This is a genomic window from Leptolyngbya sp. FACHB-36 (assembly GCF_014695955.1).
Classification (GTDB): domain Bacteria; phylum Cyanobacteriota; class Cyanobacteriia; order Leptolyngbyales; family Leptolyngbyaceae; genus FACHB-36.
On sequence record NZ_JACJPG010000628.1, the window covers coordinates 1 to 25,490 of the forward strand.

The 25,490-nt window shown below is 53.6% G+C and carries 19 protein-coding genes and 2 pseudogenes; 12 read left to right on the top strand and 9 right to left on the bottom strand.

The genetic code is table 11. From position 1 onward, the window contains the following. The first annotated feature begins 1,013 nt into the window (after positions 1-1,013). The 3 genes from H6F43_RS19010 to H6F43_RS19020 all read left to right on the top strand — a co-directional run bounded on the left by H6F43_RS19010 (position 1,014) and on the right by H6F43_RS19020 (position 4,919). Positions 1,014-1,520 (top strand): hypothetical protein, encoded by a 507-nt coding sequence (locus H6F43_RS19010; RefSeq protein ID WP_190344404.1) that lies wholly within the window; start codon positions 1,014-1,016, stop codon positions 1,518-1,520. 367 nt (positions 1,521-1,887) lie between these two features. After that, positions 1,888-2,796: a tetratricopeptide repeat protein gene (locus tag H6F43_RS19015; RefSeq protein ID WP_206754586.1), complete on the top strand. Its 909-nt coding sequence runs from the start codon at positions 1,888-1,890 to the stop codon at positions 2,794-2,796. A 140-nt stretch (positions 2,797-2,936) separates the two neighbouring features. Next, positions 2,937-4,919 (top strand): family 10 glycosylhydrolase, encoded by a 1,983-nt coding sequence (locus H6F43_RS19020; RefSeq protein WP_190344405.1) that lies wholly within the window; start codon positions 2,937-2,939, stop codon positions 4,917-4,919. A gap of 97 nt (positions 4,920-5,016) precedes the next feature. Here the strand turns inward: H6F43_RS19020 and H6F43_RS19025 are convergent, their stop codons facing one another. Continuing rightward, positions 5,017-6,921, bottom strand: coding sequence for a serine/threonine-protein kinase (locus tag H6F43_RS19025; protein WP_190344407.1), 1,905 nt, complete (start codon positions 6,919-6,921; stop codon positions 5,017-5,019). Between the two features lie 103 nt (positions 6,922-7,024). Continuing rightward, positions 7,025-7,483 (bottom strand): GatB/YqeY domain-containing protein, encoded by a 459-nt coding sequence (locus H6F43_RS19030; RefSeq protein WP_190344409.1) that lies wholly within the window; start codon positions 7,481-7,483, stop codon positions 7,025-7,027. A 450-nt stretch (positions 7,484-7,933) separates the two neighbouring features. Between H6F43_RS19030 and H6F43_RS19035 the strand changes: the two genes are divergently transcribed. Beyond that, the gene (locus H6F43_RS19035) at positions 7,934-8,926 is read left to right on the top strand and encodes a ribose-phosphate pyrophosphokinase (protein ID WP_190344411.1); all 993 of its coding nucleotides are present in this window, start codon (positions 7,934-7,936) and stop codon (positions 8,924-8,926) included. 83 nt (positions 8,927-9,009) lie between these two features. Here H6F43_RS19035 and H6F43_RS19040 read toward each other — a convergent pair whose 3' ends face one another. Then, a complete protein-coding gene (locus tag H6F43_RS19040; RefSeq protein ID WP_199290452.1) occupies positions 9,010-9,876 on the bottom strand; it encodes a hypothetical protein in 867 nt (288 codons plus the stop codon). Between the two features lie 302 nt (positions 9,877-10,178). Here H6F43_RS19040 and H6F43_RS19045 point away from each other — a divergent pair, with 302 nt between their 5' ends. Further along, positions 10,179-11,837: a response regulator gene (locus tag H6F43_RS19045; protein WP_190344412.1), complete on the top strand. Its 1,659-nt coding sequence runs from the start codon at positions 10,179-10,181 to the stop codon at positions 11,835-11,837. 108 nt (positions 11,838-11,945) lie between these two features. On the opposite strand, the gene H6F43_RS19050 is transcribed toward H6F43_RS19045, so the two are convergent. The 5 genes from H6F43_RS19050 to H6F43_RS19070 form a co-directional block, all read right to left on the bottom strand. Beyond that, positions 11,946-12,407 carry a BON domain-containing protein gene (locus tag H6F43_RS19050; protein ID WP_190344414.1) on the bottom strand — a complete coding sequence of 154 codons (462 nt, stop codon included), beginning with the start codon at positions 12,405-12,407 and terminating at the stop codon, positions 11,946-11,948. 83 nt (positions 12,408-12,490) lie between these two features. Next, positions 12,491-14,101, bottom strand: coding sequence for a general stress protein (locus H6F43_RS19055; protein WP_199290453.1), 1,611 nt, complete (start codon positions 14,099-14,101; stop codon positions 12,491-12,493). Between the two features lie 311 nt (positions 14,102-14,412). Continuing rightward, positions 14,413-15,216, bottom strand: coding sequence for a DUF2382 domain-containing protein (locus H6F43_RS19060; RefSeq protein WP_190344435.1), 804 nt, complete (start codon positions 15,214-15,216; stop codon positions 14,413-14,415). 39 nt (positions 15,217-15,255) lie between these two features. Next, positions 15,256-15,522, bottom strand: coding sequence for a GlsB/YeaQ/YmgE family stress response membrane protein (locus tag H6F43_RS19065; protein WP_190344418.1), 267 nt, complete (start codon positions 15,520-15,522; stop codon positions 15,256-15,258). 166 nt (positions 15,523-15,688) lie between these two features. Further along, entirely contained in the window at positions 15,689-16,306 is a 618-nt protein-coding gene (locus H6F43_RS19070) for an IS607 family transposase (protein WP_190344420.1), read from the bottom strand. 418 nt (positions 16,307-16,724) lie between these two features. Between H6F43_RS19070 and H6F43_RS19075 the strand changes: the two genes are divergently transcribed. From H6F43_RS19075 to H6F43_RS19110, 7 genes and pseudogenes are all read left to right on the top strand, one after another. Further along, the gene (locus tag H6F43_RS19075; protein ID WP_190344422.1) at positions 16,725-17,939 is read left to right on the top strand and encodes a glycosyltransferase family 4 protein; all 1,215 of its coding nucleotides are present in this window, start codon (positions 16,725-16,727) and stop codon (positions 17,937-17,939) included. A gap of 80 nt (positions 17,940-18,019) precedes the next feature. Then, positions 18,020-18,829, top strand: coding sequence for a peptidylprolyl isomerase (locus H6F43_RS19080; RefSeq protein WP_242025759.1), 810 nt, complete (start codon positions 18,020-18,022; stop codon positions 18,827-18,829). 18 nt (positions 18,830-18,847) lie between these two features. Further along, positions 18,848-21,937, top strand: a complete 3,090-nt coding sequence (locus tag H6F43_RS19085; protein ID WP_190344423.1) for a peptidase domain-containing ABC transporter — start codon at positions 18,848-18,850, stop codon at positions 21,935-21,937. 119 nt (positions 21,938-22,056) lie between these two features. Then, on the top strand, positions 22,057-23,514 hold the full coding sequence (locus H6F43_RS19090) for an HlyD family efflux transporter periplasmic adaptor subunit (RefSeq protein WP_190344426.1): 1,458 nt from the start codon (positions 22,057-22,059) through the stop codon (positions 23,512-23,514). Positions 23,515-24,248: 734 nt separating this feature from the next. Continuing rightward, positions 24,249-24,503: a hypothetical protein gene (locus H6F43_RS19100; protein WP_199290454.1), complete on the top strand. Its 255-nt coding sequence runs from the start codon at positions 24,249-24,251 to the stop codon at positions 24,501-24,503. A gap of 51 nt (positions 24,504-24,554) precedes the next feature. Then, positions 24,555-24,820, top strand: a pseudogene (locus H6F43_RS19105) (BrnT family toxin). Further along, positions 24,804-25,091: a hypothetical protein gene (locus H6F43_RS19110; protein WP_190344429.1), complete on the top strand. Its 288-nt coding sequence runs from the start codon at positions 24,804-24,806 to the stop codon at positions 25,089-25,091. Before H6F43_RS19105 ends, H6F43_RS19110 begins: the two are co-directional and overlap by 17 nt. Before the next feature lie 155 nt (positions 25,092-25,246). Here the strand turns inward: H6F43_RS19110 and H6F43_RS19115 are convergent. Continuing rightward, positions 25,247-25,490 (bottom strand): annotated as a pseudogene (locus H6F43_RS19115) (hypothetical protein); the annotation flags it as partial.

The window sequence follows — 25,490 nt, forward strand, 5'->3', positions numbered from 1 at the left end:
GGGTAACCTTGCCGTTTTTGACGACCTGCTGACTTTCACAGACTGGGCAGTGCATCGGCTCTCATCCACTCGATGCAACCATTTTACTCATCACTTTCTAACAGACCAGCGCCGAAATGACATTTGCAGAGCTTGAATATGTAGAAGTTGCGAATCAAGCTAGTCAGTACTCAGAATTTGTAGATGAAGTTCTAGCTTTAGGTATGAGCTTAAATCAGGAATTCAAATCGTTATGAAATTCATTTGTTGATAGTTAAGAAGAGCATTAGGATACATTAGTGCCAACGTAGCGCATCTATCAGTTCTACACAACACCACGTCTAAAAGGTTAGTTTTATGTCTGTAATGTCCTATCAACTACTAATAGCTGTAACAACTATACTTACTGGAATTTTTGCTGGAGATAAAATGCTAAGGGTGGTTGCCGGAGGTTGGGCTATATGGACACTGAACAATATTTTTACACCCTGGCTCATGTTTCTTCAATTTGGGACGATTGGACTATCTTGGCTGATCGCTAATAGATTTAGTAGAGGATAATTTTCAGCAGATTAGTCAGTAGGATGTATTGGTGCCAACGTAATGCATCTATTTTTTGCTCAGGATGGGTTAGCGGAGCGTAACCGAATTTACAAATAACTGAAGGGGCTGCGATTCCTTAAGAGTGGCGCTTCGCGATCTCCTTGCAGGACTCACAATCGAATTGGACGGAGTGCAATTCGATTGAATAACTTCGGGTTTATACATTACTTCGTCGTAACAGTTAATGATTGCATTGATGTCTTGTCCGAGGTAGAGCCGAAACTTAGCTGGCTCTGATAAGTTTTAGAGCTGTAGAGTGGGCACTGGAAAGTCGCTGATGCTGAATTCGAGGTTGTCTATCGCCACTGATTTGAGCTGTTAAATTCCTCCCCTAGGCTGATCAAAAACGTGTCCTCTCATAGAACTATCTTTGGCTAGTAGGATTAAGGTTAAGGATGTAAAGCAGTGCTGAAGATTGGGTAGAGGAAGTTATGGCAGTTAATAGCGGACTAGTTATCACGCTTTTTATTCTGTTTGCAACTAGCTTATCGATCGGCTATGGCGTTGGCGTTAAAGCTCAACGTCTTCCCTTCTCAGCAGAAATTGGATTTAATGAACAGCAACTATCATTTCTGAGGTGGTGGGTCAAGTTAGCCCTAGTTGTTGGGGTTTTACTGCCGATCGCTTTGTGCCTTCAGGCTTGGAGGCAACCTTCCTCATTGACGTTCTGGGGGGGTTACCTACTGGTCGTTGCGGTGCAGCTAATCTCTGAGTACACGTTCAGTCGGTGGTTAGTTCCTAGTGTCGTGGTACCCATTGGCTTTTGCTACACCGCTTTTCGACTGTGGCAATTACTGGAAGGATTCACCCAACTATCATTGTCCCCTTTGGCATTTGTGGGCTTTATTGGCGTTGTACTGTTCTGGGCTGCAAACCTGGTGATGTTGATGACGCTTGCGATTCCAACGGTTTATCAAGGACAGAGACTTCAAGAGTAGGCTTTTAAGTTGGGACGACAGCCTATACGGAATACCTATTCCTCATCCCCGCTCCGACACAGCAAGGAGAGCCAGATAAACTTCTAGCTCCCGCTAGAGGTCTTTAGAAGTTGCGATTTTTCAAGAGAGACGCATCGCGATCGCATTGCAGGAGCCGCAATCGCATTGCAGAACTTACAATCGCATTGCAGCAAGTCACAATCGCATTGCAGGCGTGACGATCGCATTGGGAACTGATTATAGAGGAGTCAAGTACACCTCAATAAAGCAAAAACCATCCTATCCAGCTTTGGTAGATTTTACGATCGCTTTTCCCAAACTTCCGGTAAGATCTCCGCTACATTCTCTTTCGGCAGTGAGCCATCCCATGCAACGATTCATGCGGCAACTTGGGCGATCGATTAGTACAGTTCTGCTGAGCAGCGGACTGTTGACGATAGCGCTACCCATTCAAGCAGCCCCTCCTACAGCAACCGTTGCCCAAGCAGGACAAACCGCAGAAGCAGCGGTGAACCAAGGCTTGCAGTACATCCAGCAGGGAAAAATTAACGAAGCGATCGCCGCCTTCAAACAAGCAGGGCAACTCGATCCTCGCATGGCAGCAGCCCACTACAACTTAGGTCTGGCGCTGCGGCAGCAAGGACAGCTACAGCCCGCCGCCACAGCGTTCTATCAAGCAACTCAGGCAGACCCCTCCTTCGCCCTTGCCTACGCTAATTTAGGAGCCTCGCTACTAGAAGGCAACAACCTGCCGCAGGCAAAAGACTACTTGCAGCGGGCGATCGAGCTTGACCCCAAACTCGGACTCGCACACTACAACCTTGGGCTGACCCTAGAGCGCCAAAACAACCTCGACGCGGCTGCCACAATGTTCAAAAAGGCAATCCAACTCAGCCCGAACGCACCCGAATCGCCGTACCATCTGGGCTTGGTGTACATGCAGCAGCGCAAACTGCCGGAAGCCCGCGCCGCCTTCGAGCAAGCCGTCAAAATTTTTCCCAACTACGCCGAAGCGCACTACAACCTTGGCTCTCTTTTATTTAATCAGGGAGATTTAGAGGGTGCGTTGAAGTCGTTCCGGCAGTCTGCTCAGGCAAACTCTAACTACGCCAACGCCTACTACGCCGCAGGACTGGTATTCCTGCGGCAGACCAAGTTCCAGGATGCGCAAAAACTTTTGCAGTACGCCAAAGACTTGTACACCGCGCAGGGCAATTCTCAGTGGGCAACAAAGGCAGATCAGCAGTTGCAGAAAGCGAGAACCGCGCAGCGCTGAGGCTGCACCACGATCGCGATCCGCTGTAACTCTCCATCGCCGTGTGTCGTTGCAACACCTGAACTTGAACTTACGAATGCGATCGCAAGAAGCGCAATCAGCAAGAGTATAGTAGTGCTGGCAGAGGGTTAGACAGCACTATGGTTGGGTCATCGGCTCGGTTTTCAGACATTCAAGCGCATTGGGCACGATCGTTCATCGAGTCCTTGGCTCAGCGCAATATTGTGCGCGGCTTTCCCGATCAAACGTTTCGCCCCAATCGCGCGGTCACTCGCGCCGAGTTTGCCGTTTTGGTTCAGACGGCTTTTGCCCGTCCGCCGAAGCGTCCCAACGTTCCCTTTGTCGATGTACCCGCCAACTACTGGGCAGCTAACGCTATTCGTCAGGCTTATGAGGCGGGGTTTTTGTCCGGCTACCCCGATCGCAGCTTTCGCCCAGATGAAACGGTCACTCGCGCTCAAGTGCTCGTGGCGCTAGTCAGCGGTTTAGGAATCACCGCGACGCGATCCATTCCGCTCGCAGAGGTGTATCAAGACAGTGCGCAAATTCCCAGCTTTGCGACCAACGCGATCGCCGCTGCCACCGATACCGAACTCGTGGTTAATTTTCCAACGTGGCAGTTGCTCCGACCGCAGCAAGCCGCAACCCGCGCCGAAGTTGCCACCAGCATCTATCAAACGCTGGTGCATCTAGAGCAAGCACCGCCCATCGCCTCGGAGGCGATCGTGCGCTGGTTGCAAACCGTCCGCGTTAGCCATACCCGCGAGTTCCGCGCCGTCTGGGTCACAACCGTGTGGAACCGCGATTGGACCTCGAAACCGGGGCTTCCAGCCGCACAGCAGCAGGCGGAGTTTATCGCGCTGCTGAACCAGATGCAAGCGCTGAACCTGAATGCGCTAATTTTGCAGGTGCGCCCAGAGGGAGATGCCCTATATGCTTCGTCGTTAGAACCCTGGAGCCACTGGCTCACCGGACAGCAAGGCAAACCACCAGAGCCGTTTTACGACCCGCTGGAATTTGCGATCAACCAGTGCCACCAGCGAGGAATTGAACTGCACGCCTGGTTCAATCCCTATCGCGCCCGCTCTACGCCGCAAACCGTCAACGCACCATCCCACATCGCTGTAACGAATCCCGATGTGGTGTACGAGTGGGGCAATCAACTCTGGATGGACCCTGGCGCTTCCAGGGTTCAGGAGCGGACGTACCGCGTGATTCTGGATGTGGTGCGGCGCTATGACGTGGATGGCATTCATCTCGACGACTACTTCTATCCGTACCCGATCGCCGGAAAAAGCTTTCCCGACGATAAAACCTATCAAGCCTATCAAGCCAGCGGCGGCACGCTGCCTCGCGCAGATTGGCGGCGCGAAAACGTGAATCAACTGATTCAGCGGTTGGCGGCGGGTATTCGTGCCGAAAAGCCGTTTGTCAAATTTGGCATTAGCCCATTTGGAATTTATCGCCCTGGGCAGCCGGAACCCATTCGCGGTCTGGATGCCTACGATCAACTCTACGCTGACTCGCTTAAGTGGCTGCAACAGGGCTGGATGGACTACCTGACGCCGCAGCTCTACTGGAAAATTGACGCGCCTGCTCAAAGCTACCCGGTGCTGCTGAATTGGTGGCTGGCAAATAATCCCAAGCAGCGGCATGTGTACATAGGGAATAACATTGCGCTGTTAAACGGTAAGGATCGCGATGTGACAGAGATTGAGCGCCAGGTGGACCTGACTCGTCAGCAGCGCGATCGCTTCGCCCTTGGCAATATCTTCTACAGCATGGAAACGTTTTCTATCAATCGGCAGGGCGTCAGCGATCGTTTCCAAACCGCCATCTACCGCGATCCAGTTCTGGCTCCGGTCATTCCGTGGCTAACGCTGTCCACTCCAACTCCACCCACGCGAGTCCGCGCCCGCGACGGTAAGTTGACCTGGAGCGTTGCCACTCCAGACATCCGCGCCTGGACGCTGTACCAGAAGCAAAACGATCGCTGGACGCTGCGCCAAATCTTGCCAGCAAAGACAACGACTGCGGCTGTTCCTAGCGGAACTTACGCTTTGTGTGCGGTGAATCGATTAGCAGCTGAAAGCCTTGGTGTTGTCGTTTCGGTAACGTCCTAAGAAGCAGCCGTAAGGTAGCCTGGAAAGAGGCTTCAGGCTACCTTGCGGCAATTCTGCTTTATAAAAGGCGTCTCTCACAAACGCATAACAGCTGCCCCTAATTCCGAACACCGACTTCTAGCTGATAGCTCGTGTCCTGAGTCGAAATTACGTCAATCTGATACACACCACCGCTGGGAAGTTGAGCCTCCCAAGACGCCAAGCCAGCGGCGTCTTCTACGGGGCGTCCATCCGGGTAGCGAACGGTGAACGTTACATCGCCGCCCCGCACGACCGATCGCAGAAACTGACTTGCATCGGCTGTCACTAAATACCGCCGCACTAAACCGGGACGAATCCGTCCAGCGACTGTAGTTTCGGTTGCGCCTGGTGGAAAGCTAATTTGCTCCGTTTCCACCGTTGCGGGCGGCGTTGTCGTGGGCGACGGACTGGGGCTGGGTTCAACTGGATTGGCTAAACGAACACTGAGTTGGTAGTCGCTGCGGTCTAAGCCTTTGACCGGACTGAGTTGCAGATAATAGCTGCCTGTGTAAGGCAATTCGCCTTGCCAACGGGTTTGTCGCTCCGATTGGTTGTCGATCGACTGTTGGTTTGGACCCAGCACCGTCAATAGCACTCCCTCACTGTTAAGCTGCGCGTCTAGCTGCTGTCCTTGCTCTCCATCAATAATGTAGGTGACGGTCTCATTCGATCGCAGCGTCCCACTGCGACGGACCGGACGCGCATCGGGCACCACGCTAAGGCTCTGACTGTAAGTGACGGGCGTGGCAGTCGGAGTCGGCTTAGGCGTGGGCGTAACAGAGACCGAGGGTGAGGGCGTCGGAGTTGGGACTGGAATGGGCGTCTCCGACACGATCGGCGTCGGCTGTGGCGGATTTAGCACAGCCCGAACCACTGCCCATGAGCCAAGTCCCGTAAGAACCACGAGTCCTGTGCCGATCGCCGCCACCGCCCACGGGTCGTCCCATAGGGAACTGCGCGTTGAAGGAATGACCGGATCGGAGGAGCGCTGCGTGCTGGATGCCGCGGTGGGTTCCGGTCGGCGTCCAACTGCCATCGTCGGCATTCGAGACAAATCGGGCGTGGGAGGCACTGTTGCGGGGGGCGGTGCGGGTACCGACGGTGGTGGAACTGCTGGAGTAGGAGTTGCCATAATGGGCGCAGAGGGTGCAGCTTGCAGCGCCTGCACAACTTCGCTGACAGACTGGTAGCGATCGCCCGGTCGGTAGCTCAGCATCCGGTTCAACACCTGCCCGAATCCCGGACTCACCGTAACCCACCGTTGCCAATACCACGTCAAAGTCGTGTCATCGAAGAGTTCTTGCGGTTCCCGACCCGTCAGCAAAACGACCGCCGTCACCGCTAACGAGTAGAGATCGCTGCTGGGGTAGGCTCTGCCCGTCTGCATCTGTTCACTGGGCGCGTAGCCCGGTTTGCCAACTGCTGTGGGCTGGGGAACCATCGCTGACGCTTGAAGCCGCGTCGCTAGCTCTTTCACGACACCAAAATCGATTAGAACAGGGAGTCCATCCCGCTCTCGCCGCATGATGTTGTCCGGCGCAATATCGCGGTGGATAATGCCTTTGGCGTGGATGTGTGCCAGAACGGGTAAAAGCTGCCGCAGCAGTTGCATCACCTCAGATTCGGAAAACGCAGACCCCTGGGCTTTGCGCTGTTCTAGCAGCGTCCGGTAGGTCTGCCCCTCGACGTAGTCCTGAACTAAAAACAGCCGCTGGTCCTCCTCAAAGTTCGCTAGAAATTTGGGGATCTGTGGATGCTGGATCTGGTAGAGGATCTGTGCCTCTCGCTGAAATAGCTCTTTGGATTTGTCCAGTGCGTAGCCTTCCCCTTGGGCAGGAGTCAGTTCCTTCAGGGCGCAAAGCTCATTGAATCGATTTTGGTCTTCGGCTAAATAGGTTCGACCAAATCCCCCTTGCCCTAGAACGCTGAGCAGATGGTAGCGGTTTTGCAGAATGGTTCCGGTTGGCAGAGGTGGTCGCATGTCTGTCTGTCAGAATGAGGTGGAGAATGGATTGAGCTTCAGTCACGATCGAGCAAAGACGCTGGGCTGCCCTCTATTCTGTCAAAGGTTGGTTAATCTGCGTCTAGCCATTCAGTTTGGCTTTCACAAGTTCCTGCACCTTCTTGCCGTCTGCTTTGCCCTTGAGCTGCTGCATAGCAGGTCCCATGACTTTGCCCATGTCTTTCGCAGACGTGGCACCCACTTGAGCAACAATCTCATCAATTACCTGACTAATCTCAGTGTCCGAAAGTTGCTTAGGTAGATACTCCTCCAAAATGGTTAATTCCTGAGATTCCTGATCGACTAGCTCTGTGCGCCCTGCCTGTTGATACTGGGCGATCGAGTCGCGGCGCTGCTTACTCAGTTGCACGAGCACGTCCATTTCCTGCGCTTCGGTCAGTTCGGTTTGTCCAGACGGACGCACGCTGACTTCTTTTTCTAAGATGGCGTTTTTAATACTGCGCACCGTTTCTAGCCGAATCTTATCCTTCGCTCTCATTGCGGTTTTAATGTCTTCTGCAATTCGATCTTTCAAACTCATAGGTCCAAACCTTTATTCTACTTTCAGAAATTATCTGTCTTGAGACGATCGTCTCATAGCATCGCGTCGGGTTGAATTCGGCAGTGCCCAACCCCCTTTTAAAGTGCTGAGTCTTCGGGCTTAGTCAGCCGCAGTCTGTCATGCTAAGCCGTATTAGAGCCATGATGTAACCCTCTCTCAATATTGGAGCCTGCTGCGATCGTGGGTTCCTAATCATCATGAAGCAGATGAAACCCGTAGACGTACTGAACTAATTTGTGACGTTTCCCAGCACAATATGAAGCTAGCGTAAATTTGACTTCAATAGTGCAAAAACTCCATTTAGTAATCTCTACATCAGATGAACTTCACTGAATTTTTGCTACAACTGTTTAGGACATCGGGAATATCCTAGAGGCTGTTTCCAAAGTCAAGTGATAATATTGCGATCAGCGCGTTTGAGGGCATACCGTGATTCGCTCCGCTACTCTCCCTATCCAGGCTTCTCTTCCATCTTTCACTGAAAATAGTCGTCTCCGGTTGCTCTCTGGCTCAGCGAATACTCCGCTTGCCCAAGAAGTTGCCCGCTATTTGGGAATGGATTTGGGACCGATGGTTCGCAAGCGTTTTGCGGACGGTGAACTTTACATTCAAATTCAAGAATCGATTCGAGGCTGCGATGTCTATTTGCTCCAGCCTACGTGCCGTCCGGTGAACGACCACCTGATGGAGTTGCTCATTATGATCGATGCTTGTCGGCGGGCGTCGGCACGTCAAATAACGGCAGTGATTCCCTACTACGGCTATGCTAGAGCCGATCGCAAAACCGCAGGACGCGAATCGATCAGCGCCAAGCTAGTCGCGAATTTGATTACGCAGGCTGGGGCAAACCGCATCCTGGCAATGGATCTGCACTCGGCTCAGATTCAAGGTTATTTTGACATTCCCCTCGATCACGTCTACGGTTCTCCCACGCTAATTGAGTATCTCTCTAGCAAGCAACTGTCTGATTTAGTCGTGGTGTCGCCAGACGTTGGCGGTGTTGCGCGGGCACGAGCGTTTGCCAAGAAGCTGGGTGATGCACCGCTGGCAATTATTGACAAACGACGGCAGGCGCACAACGTTGCAGAGGTAATGAACGTCATCGGTGATGTGGCAGGTAAAACTGCGGTCCTAGTCGATGACATGATCGATACTGCAGGCACCATTACCGAAGGTGCCCGCCTGCTGAGACAGCAGGGCGCCCGACAAGTCTATGCTTGTGCCACCCATGCGGTGTTCTCACCGCCCGCGATCGAGCGTCTCTCTAGCGGTCTGTTTGAAGAGGTCATCGTCACAAACACTATTCCGGTGCCAGATGACCAGCGCTTCCAACAGCTCACGGTCCTGTCGGTGGCAAACCTGCTGGGCGAAACTATCTGGCGAATTCACGAAGACAGCTCAGTCAGCAGTATGTTTCGGTAGGACGTTAGCTGGTAGCTGTTAACTGTCAGTGCTTAGAAGCAGTCAGGGATTAGCAGTTCCTACAGGACCAAATTGCTGATTCCTCATTCCTTACCACATTGGTAGCCGCCCTCTTTGAGAAACTGGCGCAGATTGGTAAAGAAGGAGTCGCGATCGCGCTCTTGATAGGTCTGCCGCACGCGCTGCCAGCCATCTTGCCCCTGTCCTAGCAGGCACTTGTCTGCTAGGTAGGGTGCGAGTAAGCCTTTGACTTCCTCGTAGGTTTTCTGCTTTGCCTCCGTGTAGCTGTTCCAGAACGTGTAGGCTTGCTGGTAAAGCAGTTTAGGGTAGCGACGGGTGACATCGACCCGCTGTCCTTGACGGTACTGCCAAATTTGCAGCGGCATTGCTGAGCCAGCAAAGCTGGCAAAGGCATACGCAAAGCGGTTGTTTAAGCTGCGGAACTCTGGAATGCCATCGCGATCGAGATCTTCAAGCCGATAGCCGGAGTGTGCCCAATCAAATCGCTCTGACGTGTAGCGCTGGGTTTTGGAATCGTAGCGGTAAATCAGCGAGTACGTGCAACAGTGTGCCCCGCCTGTAAACAAGTCGAGGAGAACCTCTGGTTCCCGATCGCCCTCCAAATCTACAACTCGAAAATAGCCGTACTCCGTATCAACCAGCGGTCGGTCATACTCGCTATCATTAGGCAGTGCTGCATCCAGAATTGTTTGCCCCGATCGCTGAATCGTCATTCGCTTGTCTGGATACTGCGCCCAGCCCTCGGTTTCAACCTTCTGGTAGGACAAAACCGCCTTCACATCTCCCAACGTCGCCGTTTTCGTTTCGGTAGCAGCGGTTGCTGGTAGGGCGATCGTGGTTAAGAGGCTCAGACAAACCAAGGCTGAGCGCGTCCATCTCTGAACGATCGCGGTTGCAAAAGCGAGAGGAGCGGAAGTTGCTGGAGTCATCGACTGTCGGGCAATCAGGAACACTATTTAACTACCTATTTCTACTGGCTAATTACGGAGGTTGATGGACTTTACCGGACGCGACCTACCAATCAACACAGTGATTTCAAAATCTCGATTTCAAAATTTCAGGCAAACCATTGTTCAGACGATCGCTATCTAGAAGCCGCACTATCCCAAACCTGAGCTAGAAGCGATTTTAGTGCTTCTGTGGTAAGGTTTTCGCAAGCGCAAGTGGCGAAACAGTCTTGGTGTAAATTTCTTGACGATCCTACAAAGCTGACTCTATAGACTTAAGACTTATGGCGAAGCCAGTTATTTTGACGCTCGATGATGACCCAGAGGTTCTTCAAGCAATCGCGCGCGATTTGCGGCGGCAGTACGGCGATCGCTTTCGCATTACACGAGCGGATTCCGGTGCTACTGCACTCAATGTTTTGCAGCAGCTTAAGCTGAGAAACGAAACGGTTGCGCTGTTTCTGGTAGATCAGCGAATGCCGCAGATGAACGGGGTAGAGTTTTTGGAGCAGGCGATCGAGCTATTTCCGATCGCGAAGCGGGTCTTGCTAACCGCGTACGCCGATACCGATGCGGCAATTCGCGCCATCAACAGCGCCCAACTTGATTACTACCTGCTCAAACCGTGGGACCCACCCGAAGAGCGTTTGTATCCAGTGCTGGATGATTTGCTGGATGACTGGTTTGCGTCCTATCGTCCGCCGTTTGAAGGAATTCGCGTCATCGGCAACCGCTGGTCGCCTCAATCGCATCAGGTGAAGGATTTTCTGGCGCGTAACCAGGTGCCCTACGAGTGGCTCGATATTGAGCTATCTGAGGAAGCCCAGCAGCTAGCCGAATATGCTAATTGCACGCGACTTGAGTTGCCCTTGGTGCTTTTTGCGGATGGGGGAGCCCTGATGCAGCCGACGCCTAGTCAGATTGCCGAGCGAATTGGATTAAAGACACAGGCGGGCAACCCGTTCTACGATTTAGTAATTGTGGGGGGTGGTCCTGCTGGACTAGCTGCCGCTGTGTACGGCGCATCTGAAGGACTTCGGACCGTAATGATCGAGCGGGAAGCGCCTGGAGGACAGGCAGGTACCAGTTCCCGCATCGAGAACTACCTTGGCTTCCCAGTAGGCTTGAGCGGTGGTGATTTAGCGCGCCGCGCTGTAATGCAGGCAAGACGCTTTGGGGTGGAGATTTTAACGCCACAGGAAGCAACGGGCATTCGCATTCAAGATCCGTATCGCATTCTGACACTGGCAGACGGCAGCGAAATTAGCTGTCACGCGCTGATTATGGCGCTAGGAGTGTCGTGGCGACGGTTGGCAATTCCGGGGGTCGATCGCCTCACCGGAGCCGGAGTCTACTACGGAGCTGCGCAGACCGAAGCACTGGCGTGTCAGGGCGAGGATGTTTACATTATCGGCGGCGCAAATTCAGCGGGACAAGCCGCAATGTATTTCTCGAAATACGCCCGTCAGGTAACGATGTTGGTACGGGGCGAATCGCTGACTAAAAGCATGTCGCAGTATCTGATTGACCAAATCGAGGCGATGCCGAACATTAGCGTGGAAACGTTTTCGAGCGTGCTGGAGGCAAAAGGCGACACGAGCTTAGAGGCGATTGCGATTCAAAACGCAGTAACGGGTGATGTAAAAACGGTTCCGGCAACATCGCTGTTTATTTTCATTGGAGCCGAACCGCGCACCGATTGGCTAGATGGGGTTGTGGAGCGCGACAATCGCGGCTTTATTCTAACGGGTGCTGATTTGAAGGACAAACGCCCCAAAGGCTGGACGCTCGATCGCGAACCGTATTTGCTAGAAACCAATATTCCTGGGGTGTTTGCGGTGGGTGATGTGCGGCATAACTCGGTCAAACGAGTTGCCTCCGGAGTGGGTGAAGGCTCAATCTGCGTGCAGTTTGTGCACCAGTACCTCAGTAAAGTGTTGTAAGAAGCGGCTGAAAAGACCCAGCGCTTGTTAAATATTGCAATGCCACTAGAAATCAGTAATAGGTAACAGGTACTGATCCTGTTACCTACTGCCTACTGCCTACTGCCACTAGCTTTTAGGCTTTGCAGGCGCAACGGTTGCCTTGACTGTCACGCTCTTAACGCCGTTGATTTCTTTTGCCAGCGGTTCGATTTTGTTGAACTGCTGCTGAGTAGGAACCGTTCCCGATACGGTTACAGCCCCATCCTTGGCGTCAACGGCTAGCTGACTAGCAGGCAGGTTGGCTTCCAGCTTGCTGCGAACCTCGCTTTTGAGGTCGCCCGCCGTGCGCTCGTTGTCGCTCCCAGCTACTGTATCGCGCTGTTCGCGGGAGCGAGTGTCGGAGTTGAGCTGTCTTCTGCGAACTTCACTAGTAGCGTCGTTTTGTGTCTTTTGTGCAGTGTCTTGGGCAGGCGCTTGAGCATTGGTTTTTGTAGTGTTGGGCGACTCGACATTGGTTTTAGCCGTGTCGCAAGCGGCAGCGCTAAGCAGCAACAGACCGCTGATTACAAAAGCAGTTACCTTTTTCATGATGTTAATCCTTGGTTAAATTTTAGTAGTTAGATGGGTAGGAGTCAGGTTTGATGCACCTGCTCCTACCAGGTTCGGACGACTTAACGAGCTTCATGCCGACGATCGATGACCGTTACATTCGGCTTACGCTCCGTTACGGTGGCTGAGTCTACAGTGGCTGAGTCACGGGTACGTGGTGTGCTGCCACTGACCGCATCAAAGATCCCCCAATCGCGAATGCCTCGACGGTTGAGAATGGCTTCCGCGCGACGCAACTCATCCTCGGTGCCATCCACTAAGACCAAATAATCGCCCCGCTCAAACTGGTCGTTATAGAGCTTGGCGCGGTCTTCGGGAATGCCGACGCCTACAAGTCCACCTGCAAGACCTCCAGCGGCTGCACCGATCACGCTACCCGAAACCGCCGTAGCCAGCGCGGTTGCGGCTGCTCCACCCAAAATGACTGGACCAACTCCAGGAATCGCCAGAGCGCCAAGACCAACCAGCAAACCGCCGAGTCCGCCTAAGGCACCGCCCGTAACGGCTCCTGTTTTCGCGCCTTTCTCAGCTTTTTTGATTGGGCGAGAGGTTGTTTCCACGCCTGCAAGACGATCGGGCTGATTGGTGTCCTTCGCAATCACAGACACCTGATTCATGGAAAACCCAGAATCCCGCAGATCCGTCAGCGCTGCCTTAACATCGCGAGAGTTAGCGAAGACGCCGATCGCTCGCTTGTGCGGACCGACATTAACGGTAGCAGGGCGCGGGTCGCGGTCGTACGCGATCGTGGGTGTGGGCGTTACCGACTCCGCGCTACCGATTAGCGTAGGGTCATAGACGCCCCACTCGTGAGGACGGCGACTGGTGAGAATGGACTCTGCTCGCTGAACTTCAGCTTCGGTCCCATTGATAACGATCACGTAGCTGCCTTGCGCCATCTGGTCGTTGTAGAAGCGAGCACGCTCAGCGGGTAATCCTAGTCGCATTGCCTCGAGGCGACCGCGCAAATCGACCCCTGCAAATGCCTGCCGTCGATCGAACGTTCGCGCAACGAGTGTGACTTGGTTCAGCGGAAAGCTAGCGGTTCGTAAGACGCGGATTGCCTGATCGGCATCGACCTCATTGGCGAAGAAGCCGATCGCATATTTGCTTCGCTCGATCGCGATGCCACTAGATGGGGCAATTGGGGAAACCATTGAGACGGAGGCAGGAGCAGTATGCGCAACTGTCGCGCTGTTTGGAAGATCGTAGACGCCGTATTCTTCAACGCCGCAATGGTACAGAATCGTTTCTGCTCGTGCTAGTTCAGCGTCGCTGCCCTCGAGCATCAGCAGATAGTCTCCTCGCGCCACACGATCGTGGTAAACCTTGGCGCGCTCCTCAGGAATTCCTAAGCCAATCAGCGCGCCAACCAAGCCGCCTGTCGCTGCTCCGATCGCGCCGCCAGCAAGAGTCGTGGCGAGAATCGTTGCCTGTGCGCCCGCTAGCATTACGGGACCAATACCCGGAATTGCCAACAGCCCCAAACCGACCAGCAAGCCAGTGATCCCGCCGATCGCTCCACCGGAAACTGCCCCGACTTTTGCGCCGTCGTCTGCCTTGCTACCGACGTGATTCGCGGAGCGCTCCGCCTTTACGGAATCGCTGACTTCGGTACCTGCGATATCACCCTGTCGATCGCCATCGCGGGCAATGATAGAAACGCGATCCATTGGAAAGCCTGAATCTCTCAGTGCGTGCAGAGCATATTCAGCATCCCGTCGATTCGGAAACACGCCAACTGCCCGCCTGTGTCTGCTCGTCACGGGGCTTATCGGACTTATTGTCATGCGTTAACCTCCTGCAAAAAATTGGATTTGTCAAAGAACAGCTAAATTGCTGGCTACCTTTTGGTGGCGTCGATCGCTCACTGGGTTAGCAATACACGGCTTGAAACAGTGGATTAGATGCGTGCAAACTTTATGCGGTGAGCGTCCTGTGGGCTGTCTAAGACAGTTATCCTACGTTATTTAATCCACGATTCTTAGAATTGCTCACTCGATTGCTCGTTTGTCCGGAGGACATCGGAGCCACTCGTTTGCAGATCCAACACTTCCCGTCGAAGTGGCTCCTCGGCGACAACCGTATCGCGATCGACTTCTTTGCGGACGTTAATCTGCTCGCGGACAAAGGCTTCCTTGCGAATATCGACAGCTTCTTCGTAGATATCCAGTCGAACGGCTGCGCCTGCATCAAACACAGCATCCCCCAACGCTACGGGCGTATCGGCATCCGCTGGAGCCATGCGCTCAACTACAATTCGCTCTTTCTCGATCGGCACCGAAACTTGCTGAGTTTCTGTCTCAACTCGCTTGCCAACTAGAACCTCTCCTGTTTTTTGGCGGGTTTTGTTGGCAATTAGTCGCTCTTCGTACAGCTTAAGCGTCTGATGGTCGCGATCGTTCAATTCATACAGCTCAGCGTCTTGCGGAACTGCATCCGCAGACCGATACAGTCGCCGGACTTGGGCTTCAACCGCATCGCTGGACAGGCTGCTGTTGTAAGCAGGCAAGGACTCAAGTTGGGCACGGCTGAGGCGATCGACGTCAACTCGTTTAGCTGGGTAGTCCACTCGCGTGAGTCCGATTGGTAGCAGCACCGTCTTGCCGAACGGAAACCTGCCGATATGAATCCTAAAAAAGCGAAAGTTGCCGTTGTCATCGACAAATAAGTCTTCGATCGCGCCAACTTTTTCGGCGCCACTGTAGAGGTCGAAGCCTTTGATATCGTTGTGGTCGAAATGCGTGCGGTAGTCTGGATCAAAATCGCGAATCTTATGAAGAGGCATCATGCCCTCCTGCAATCTCAACGGTTTACACGTGCCGAACTAAGCCGCTGCGCGAATCCGGTGCCAAACGAAAACGGCAATGACCGCACCAATGACCGCAATCAAAATGCCAGGAAGACTCAGGGTTGAAGCAGTCAGCGCCAGACCCCCCGCCGTGAGCAAGTTTGCCAGCGTTCCGCCAACAAACGCACCAATGATTCCTAGCAGCAGCGTGCTGAGGATGCCGCCGCCTCTAGCTGCGGGGTCAATGGCTTTGGCGATCGCGCCAGCAATCAACCCTAAAACGATCCAAGCAAGTAGATTCATGACTCAAATTTCCTGTGTGAGTTGACGCTTAAACCCTATCAACCCGCAGCCGTCAGCACCCTCCATCTCTTGAAAGAACTCTAAAATTGCTTAGAGAATCTGCGCAAATCTATGCAGCCTTCCTAAAGCGAGGCGTTCCCGCATTCAAGCATTGCTAGGCGCACCGTTAATCTGCCAGTTCTTTAGCAATATCCATCAGTCGTTCAATGATCTTCTGGTTTTTATCGTTGTGACTGCCGTAGAGCCGCGCCGAAAAGACCGTGATGATCTCTAAAATGTCTTCCGCAATGTCGTCCTCAAAGTCTTCTAAGGAGCTGACGTTCATAATCACAACTTCGGTTCGGAAGTTCTCGCACATGGCAAACACGAGATCAATCCCAAACCGCAGCAGACGATCGCGATCGGTCATGACCAGCCGACCCACATCGCCATCGCAAATTCGTTGAATCAGCTTCCGCAGACCACTTTTACGGTAATTAACGCCAGAGCCAAGGTCTTCAATTACCTCAAACTCCCAGCCGTGGTCAAGGCAGTAGTCTTCCAGGAGATTGACTTGGTTCTTCAAGTCTTTTTTCTGGCTTTGCATCGAGACCCGTGCGTAAGCGAGAGTAATTCGCTCGGTCGGCGTTCTGTGAGGAACCAGTCCTCGAAGCTGAGCCAAGTCGTAGCGGCGGTGTCCGGCGGGCGTCCGCTCAACTGCAATCTTCCCCGCTGCCTCCCAGCGGCGCAGGGTATCCCGTGAAACGCCTAATTCAGTTGCTGCCCGACCAATGCCAACCTTCATGCCTTTAATTGTATGTAGAAATGTGAGGGCACTTCAGCCTGCATAAGTTTGCTGAGATATCTGACTCTGTCTTGAGGAGTATGCCGATCGGTTCGATGGGTCAATTAGCGATCGGAGCATCTCAATGGCTAGCGTCCGCACAGCCACTCTGTAGGCAGTACACAAGCCGCTGAACCAAGAGTTGGCAGTGGACACGGATGGTCAGTTCAATTACGTGATTTTAAGTACAGAGAAACCCTCACAAAGCAACCCCGAGGTGTAAATTTCGGGTAAAGCTCTCTGAGAACATCCGATTCCGGCTTGAGCGTCCAGAAGAAGTAGACGAGGATGAAAGCGGGCGGGGGTCTTGTCATTGAGTCCCTCACCATCGTTGGTGTACAGCTCTCAGGGATTCGCATTCTATCATCGAGCAATTTCCATGCGTATTTTATTCTTACATCCCAACTTTCCAGCTCAGTTTCGCCATGTAGCCGTCGCGCTTGCCAAAGACCCGGCTCATCAGATTGTCTTTGGCACCATGCGGCAAGAGGGCACTCTTTCGGGCGTAGTAAAGGCAATTTATCAGCCGTCGCGCGACGTTAATCCTGAAACGCATCACTACGTACGATCGCTGGAGAGCGCTGTACTGCAAGGTCAAGCCGTTTGCCGACTGGCGCTAAAGCTGAAAGAGCAGGGCTTTATTCCAGATGTCGTGTACGGACACTCCGGATGGGGACCAACGCTGTTCATCAAAGACGTGTTTCCACAGGCTCGACTGCTGTGCTTCTTTGAGTGGTTCTACCACGCCCACGGCTCCGACTCCGACTTTGACCCCAGCGACCCGCTCGACTTAAATGACGAACTACGCATCCGGGTAAAAAACTCGCCCATCCTGCTGGATTTGTACAGTTGCGATGCCGGACTCTCGCCGACCAACTGGCAGCGGCAGCAGTTCCCGCCGGAGTTCCACAGCAAAATTCAGGTGCGGCATGACGGCGTCGATACGACCTATTTTCGCCCAAAGCCCGGAGCGCCGCTTGTATTGCGATCGCTGGGGCTAGATCTGTCTCACGCATCCGAGATTGTCACTTATGTCGCGCGGGGCATGGAGCCATATCGCGGCTTCCCGCAGTTTATGGAGGCAGTAGCGCTGATTCAGGAGCGACGCCCAAACTGCCACGTTGTTGTAGTGGGTGACGATCGAGTTGCCTACGGCAAGCAACTGCCGGACGGCAAGACCTACAAACAGTTGATGCTGGAGAAGCTGCCGCTGGATCGATCGCGGCTGCACTTTACAGGGCTGCAGCCCTACGACCAGTACCTTCAAGTGCTGCAAGCATCCTCGGTGCATATCTACCTGACTCGTCCGTTTGTGCTGTCGTGGTCGATGCTGGAAGCGATGTCAGCGGGATGCTTGGTGCTGGCATCGGGTACAGGTCCGGTGACGGAGGTAATCGAGGATGGCAAAAACGGGCTGCTGGTGGACTTTTTCTCGCCAGCCGCGATCGCCGATCGCGTTGATGAAGTGCTTGCCCATCCTGACCGGATGGCGGAACTGCGGACGAACGCGAGAAACACGATCGTGGAGCGATACGACTTAGCGCACCTGCTGCCGCTGCATCTGCAATGGCTGATGCAAGCGGCGACCGGATGAGTCCGTGAGAACGAGAACGCACGTCAAATTAGGGGTACATCTGCCGCAATCAACGTGAATCAGGCTGCGAGGAACACGCGATGCGGACAGAGACGGTGGACGACCAAACAAACAATCAAGTCGATATTCAAGTAGACATCAACCAACCGATAGACAAGCCACCCAGCGATGAGGTTCAGGCGCAACCATACGAGCGAATGTTGTCTCCAGACAGCGTTTTGCCCCTGCTGGGAAAATATGGGCTGCTGCCTCAGCTACGACGCGAAATGCTGATCGACGAGGCGATCGGTGCCATCACCTGCACCGAGGACGAAATGGAAGCGGCGCGGCAGCAGTTTTTGGAGCAAAACCACATTACGTCAGATGCAGATCTTGAGGCTTGGTTAGAGCAGCACTATCTGACGGCAGAGCACCTAGAGGAGGTGGCGACACGACGGCAGCGGATTGAGAAGTTTAAGCAGGTAACGTGGGGTGCCAAGGTCGAGTCCTACTTCCTTCAGCGAAAATTTCAGCTCGACCAGGTAATTTACTCGTTAATTCGCACGCGCAACTGGAACACGGCTCAAGAACTGTATTTCCGAATTGAAGCAGGTGAGCAAAGCTTCGGAGAACTGGCGCGGGAGTACTCAGAGGGGTCCGAAGCCTCCACCGATGGACTCGTTGGACCCGTCGAGCTAAGCGTCCCTCACCCCGTATTGGCGCAGCGTCTTGCTGCCAGTCAGCCCGGACACCTCCACCCGCCCAGCCGTATTGGAGAGTGGGTCGTGATTGTGCGCATGGAAAAGCTGCTGCCTGCCAAGTTCGATGACGCCATGCGTCAGCGCCTGCTCAACGAGCTATTTGGACGTTGGCTCCGCGGGAACTTGGCACGTCTTGAGTCCGCATCGTAAACTCCACCCCCACCGAACATGTTCACTACCAGCGTTGCTCAAACGTTTTTATCTGGATTAGCTCCTTTCCAGGCACTTCCTGAGCGGGTTCTGTCTCGAATCGCCAGGAAAGTGGAGTTTCAGTGGTACGAGATGGGTCAGCCGATCCTACAGCGGGACCAAGAGCCGACTGAAATTTCGCTCCTCTATCAGGGACAGGCGCGGAGTTTGGGGCATGACCCCGACACGAATGTGCCCGTGACGCTGCAGCGGTTAGAGCCAGAAGCCGTGATTGGATGGTCCGCGATCGTCCGGGGCATTGCTTGCGAAACCGTAATTGCCTCGACCGATGCCGTTTGTTTAGCGCTGCCGGCTAGCGAGTTTTTGACGCTGCTAGAGCAGGAGGACTCTGTCGCCGTCTACTTCCACAGTCACCCTACCCTTGTGGAAGTGTTTGACTTGCTGAGTCGGGAGCTAAATCGCCGCGCCGATCGTGCCCTGATTCTGGAGCACGCCGCCGTCAAAGACGTGCGAGAGTTGGCAATGAGCGTGTGGTCGCAGACGGTGGTGCACAACCTGACGAACGATCGCACACAAGCCGAGCGACTGAAGCCACAGAACTTCCCAAACTCTCCCCACACGCTGCATCCGGATTGGCTGTGGTTAGTCAGCGGTGGAATGCCACTGCCCAAACCCGCGATCGGCAGTTCTGTTGATGTGAATACTGCCCCCCGCGACCTTGAAACAAGCGGAGTGACACGGCTGATTGGGATTCCGGCAACCGCGCTGTCGTCCACGGCTCCAATCCCGTCGATGATTCCCCAGTCGCTACCACCGATCGACGTTGAGCCAGGGGTAGTGCCAGAGTCTCGGACTGATCCCCGCGATCGTCCCCAACCCAAGCAAAAATCCTCGCGGCGTCGCTACCCGCACGTGTCCGGTCGTGGTCCGGTAGAGTCTACGCTGGCGTGCTTTCAGATGTTGGCTCAGCAGATGGGGTTGCCGTTCCGCCGCGACATGATTCGCAAGGTGCTGACGACCCAGTACCAGCGCACGGGCTCAATTTCTCTGCCACTGTGTGGAGCCGTTGCCGAACTAATGGGGCTCAGTGCCCAACTGGTCAGTATTCCAGTCAAGTCGGTGAGCCGTCTACAAACCCCTGCCCTGATTCGTTGGCAAAACGGCTTCGGGGTCCTGTACGAGGTGAACGATCGCGTAATGGTGGTCGGTGTTCCAGAGCGAGGCGTCCTACGCCGCAAACCGCAGGACCTGTTAAATAGCCGCAATGAGGTCGAGGTCCAGACTGCCGATGAGCTACCCGACGGTGCCGAGACTACCAGCGACCCTCCCAACCGGATTGAAGTTCTGCTGCTTCAGCCGACGCGAGAGACACCCAAGAAAAACTTTGGGCTGAGTTGGTTTATGCCCTCGGTCTATCGCTACCGCTGGGTACTGCTGGAAGTGCTGGTGGTGTCGGTGTTTGTGCAGCTGTTTGGGTTGGCAAACCCACTGATGACCCAGGTGATCATCGATAAGGTGCTGGTGCAGAAAAGCCTTGGAACGCTGCAAGTCCTTGGCATTTTTCTGGTCGTAATTGCGGTGTTTGAAGCAATTTTAAGCAGTTTACGAACGTACCTGTTTGTAGACACCACGAACCGGATCGACCTGACGCTGGGGTCCGAAATTATCAACCACTTGCTGCGGTTGCCGCTGCGCTATTTCGAGCGCCGACCTGTTGGAGAACTGGCAAGCCGCATGAGCGAACTCGAAAATATTCGCCAGTTCTTGACGACGACAGCGCTGACGGTGGTACTGGATGCAATCTTCTCAGTCATCTACATCGTAGTGATGTTTGCCTATAGCTGGGTTCTGGCGCTGGTGGCACTTTCGACGCTGCCGCTGTTTGCAATACTGACCGCTTTGGCATCGCCGATCGTCCGCCGCAAACTCCGCACTAAAGCCGAACGCCACTCGGAAACTCAGTCGTATCTGGTAGAGGTGCTGTCTGGGATTCAGACCGTCAAGGCGCAGAACATCGAACTGCGATCGCGCTGGCAGTGGCAAGAGCGCTACGCCAAGTACGTATCCGCCGGATTCAAAACCGTACTGATCTCGACCATTGCTGGCTCTACGAGCCACTTTCTCAGTCAGTTGTCTAGCCTAATGGTGCTATGGGCTGGGGCGTATTTGGTGCTGGAAGGCAACCTGACTCTGGGGCAACTAATCGCCTTCCGCATCATCGCAGGCTATGTCACCAGTCCGCTGCTGCGCCTGACCCAACTGTGGCAGAACTTCCAAGAGACGGCTCTATCGCTAGAGCGCCTGAGCGATATTCTTGATACGCCTCCAGAAGCCGATGACCTCGATCGCCAGAATATTCCACTGCCCAGTATTCAGGGCACCGTCACCTTCGACAACGTTTCGTTTCGCTTTAATCCCAGCGGTCCGCTGCAACTGTGCAACGTCAATCTGGAGTTTCCCGCCGGATCGTTTGTGGGCATCGTGGGTCAGAGCGGCTCTGGTAAAAGTACCTTGATGAAGCTGCTGCCGCGGTTGTATCCACTGGACGCCGGGCGCATTCTGGTCGACGGCTACGACATCAGCAAAGTCGAACTCTACTCGCTGCGGCGGCAGATCGGCATTGTGCCGCAGGATACGCTGCTATTCGACGGCACTATCCAGGAAAACATTGCCCTCAACCATCCCGACGCCAGCTCCGAGGAGATTATCCGCGCCGCCCAAGTTGCCGCTGCTCACGACTTCATCATGAACCTGCCTAACGGCTACAACACTCGTGTTGGGGAGCGCGGTTCCGCCCTTTCTGGAGGACAGCGACAGCGGATTGCGATCGCCCGCACCGTTCTGCAAAACCCCCGCTTGCTGATTCTGGACGAAGCCACATCCGCCCTCGATTACGAATCGGAGCGTCAAGTTTGCCTCAACCTTGCTGAGGCGCTGAAAGGGCGCACCGTCTTTTTCATCACGCACCGTCTCAGCACCATTCGCAACGCGGACGTGATCCTGATGATGGACCAGGGAATCGCCGTAGAACAAGGCAACCACGACGACCTAATGTCCAAGCGTGGGCGCTATTACTGCCTGTATCGCCAGCAAGAATCGCAACTGTAATGAGTTTTTAGTGATTAGTTTTTAGCGCCTCAGGTTTTAAGAATTAACACTACTAATTGCAAACGGCACCCAACCACGAACGACGAACAACTGACGGCTAATCACTAATAACAAACACCATGACTACCACCTACCAGTTTGATCAACCTGTTCTGCTGCGCCGATCGCCTCGCGTGTCTCATGCGGTGGTCCTGAGCGTGATGGGTGTCACGACGTTTGGCATCGGCTGGGCGTCGGTGGCAAAGTTTGAGGAGGCGATTCCAGCAGCAGGCAAGCTAGAGCCGCAGGGACAAGTGCGGGATATCAAGCTGCCGCTGAATGGAGTGGTGAAGACCGTGCACGTCCAGGATGGACAGCGAGTTAAGAAAGGCGATTTGCTGTTAACGCTCGACCCAACTGCGGCACAAGCGCAGTTGACTTCGCTGCAAAAAAATCGCCTCTCGCTGATGCAGGAAACTCAGTTCTACCGCAGCCAGCTACTTGGAGGCGCATCCTCGGCAGATATGGGGCAGCTTGCAGGGCTAAGCCTGCCTCTGGAGGTGGTATCGCTGACAAAAAGTCGATCGATGCTTCTATCAGAAAACCAGCTCTACCGAGCGCAACTGCAAGGCTCAGCCGCAGGAATGGCTCTGCTGCCAGAGCAAATGGTGCGGCTGCAATCGAGCCAGGCAGAACTTGAATCGCGGGTTTCAGCAGCCCAGCTAGAAGTCGGACAGCTTCAGCAACAGCTCAACCTGAACCAGGTTCGGATTGCCAGCGCTAGGGATGTGTTGAGCTACGCTCAGCGAATTTATAGCGACCTTGAACCGGTTGCTCAACAAGGGGGAGTTTCCCGCCTGCAAATTCTCCAGCAGCAGCAGACTGTACGGACGCGGCGGGCAGAACTTGACGGCTTGCTGCAAGAGCAGCAGCGCATCCGACTTCAGATTGCTCAGGCGCAGCAGCAGCTACAGAACACGGTGGCGCAGGGCAAACAGGAGCTGCTGACAAAGATTGCTGAGAATAGCAAGAAAGTTGCGGAGATCGACAGCCAGATAAACAAGGCGATCGTCGATAACGAACGGAAAATCGCTGAGATCAATAGCCAGATTAGTCAAGCGAACTTGACGCTGAAATACCAGGAACTCCGCGCTCCGGTCGATGGCACCGTGTTCGATCTAAAAGCCGCTGCCCCAGGCTATGTCACGAACGCAACGGAAACCCTGGTGAAAATTGTGCCAGAAGATGCCCTGGTTGCTAAAATCTCCATCACCAACAAGGACATTGGCTTTATTAAAGAAGGGATGCCTGTCGATATCCGAGTTGACGCATTCCCCGCGAATGAGTTCGGCGACATTCAAGGAGAACTCGTTTCTGTTGGCGCAGATGCGCTTCCACCAACCCAAGCCCTGCCAATGTACACGTTCCCAGCGAAAGTGAGACTGGACAAGCAGGGGCTTTCTCAGAATGGACGCACGCTGCTGCTGCAATCGGGGATGTCCGTTACTACCAACATCAAGGTCCGCCAGCGAACGGTCATGAGCATTTTCCTCGACGGCTTTACGAAGCAGTTAGAGAGCTTAAAGTTCGTGCGGTAGTGCAGAGCAAACGCATCTAAAGCAGCGTTGCAGAACAAATGCGGCAGGGGGCAAGCGCGCAATAGAAAAGCTGCGTCGTTGTCCCGGTGCGATCGTGCTTACTTGCGCCACTATTAAGTGAGGTTCCATAAGCAGACGAGTCAACGGATCGATTGTGTACTTGACGGTACTCATGGAGCGATCCGTACCTACCTGAAGCAATGCGGAAGCGGTCTGCCAATCCACAGCAGTTGGCGCAATATACGGAGAGATTCTACCGATCTGCCTAGGTTCTGTTGACATTTGCGACAATGGAAGGAAAATCTAGCCTGGACAACAACCGTGATGAGTTTAGATGATCGTACTTGGCAGCGGATCGTGACGTTTCTACGGCAACAACCCGATGTGTACGTCGGCAAGGAAGCAGCGTGTCGGCAGTTCATTGAGGCAGTGCTGTGAATGACCCGTTCCGGGGCGCAATGGCGCTTACTGCCGCCGTCCTATGGCAACTGGAATAGCCTCTATCAGCGCGACAACCGTTGGAGCAAACGCGGCTCATCTGGCTGCGTTGAATTGTCAACAGAACCTAGTTTAGAGCAATCGGCGGAAAGATTCCGCCGATCCACCGACGCTAGGTTAAATAGGCGGAAAGATTCCGTTTAATAACAAGTTAACTGGCTTCGTTTGCAGGTTATGGCAGTAGTTTAGAAGTTGCTTGTTGGCTGCAATGATTATTTCGTCGTTCATGTATCAATGTGCTGCTGAAAATGTCTAAATACTGGCGTTATCCAGCAAGAGTTCTGGGTTGTTTACGGAACGGAGAAATTACGGTCATTCTTTGTCCTGGTATTGGACTGGCAGATGGCGGAGATCAGGAAACACTTTCCGCTCAAATGATTCCAACAGATTTGAGAATGCCAAACAGCGAATTTGATGTTTTGTTTGATCGTGCTTCTGGTTGTTTTGTCAAAATCTTGCGTAAAGGTGACGATTGCCCTGAAACCGACTGAGAGCAAATTAGCTGCTAGACTCACAAACATGGTTGATTGTGAATGGTTTGGATGGAATTTGAGTGGAACCTAGATAAAGTGAGGACAAACACAATATTTCTTTCGAGGAAGCTGCTACTGTGTTTGACGATTCGCTGTCGGTCACTTTTCCCGATCCAGATCATTCAATTGGAGAAAGTCGCTACGTTATCATTGGCTTATCAAGATTCGGTCAGCTTTTAGTCGTTGCTCACACTGACCGAGGAGAGAAAGTACGAATCATCAGTGCCCGTACAGCCACTCGTCAGGAAAGGAGGTTTTATGAACAGGAAAGCTGATAGCGAAATGGAAGATGAATTACGCCCTGAGTACGACTTCTCTCAACTCGAAGGGGGTGTAAGAGGCAAGTATATTAAGCGTTATCGAGCAGGAACAAATCTAGTTCTTCTTGATCCTGATGTCGCTCAGGCGTTTCCGACTAAGGACGCTGTAAATGAAGTGTTACGGTTGTTGATGCAGGTTGCTCAGCGCCAGCCAGCTAACAATCCCGTTACACCCGACTGTTCAGAGATGGCTGGTCAAGTTCGAGAAGATGTTAGCGGCGGGTGAACGGGAACGTTATCCTAACAATTGCGATGCAGCGGATTGAAAGAAACCGGAATGTTAAACCTTGACGCTCAATTTCAGACTTTGATGCGTTTGCCTTGTGCGGTAGTGCTGGTACTGACGATCGTGGGTGCGATCGTCAGTACCAACACTATCGGTTACGCAACCTGCATGAGCGCGTTTTCCAGCTGGGTTGCTTGCTGCAGCGCTGCTTGCAAATGAGCAACGTCACTCTCGATCGAGGGCAACGTTGCCAGAACAAGCAGGATATCCTCAAACTCCGATGGCAAGAGGCGGCTTGCAGCTAGCGCATCAAGGGTGACTCGACCGCGAAGGCTTTGCACCAGCAGTTCCAGAATGTCCTGGTAGGCAACGAGGTTGAGTTCGCCAAGTTGGAAGCGC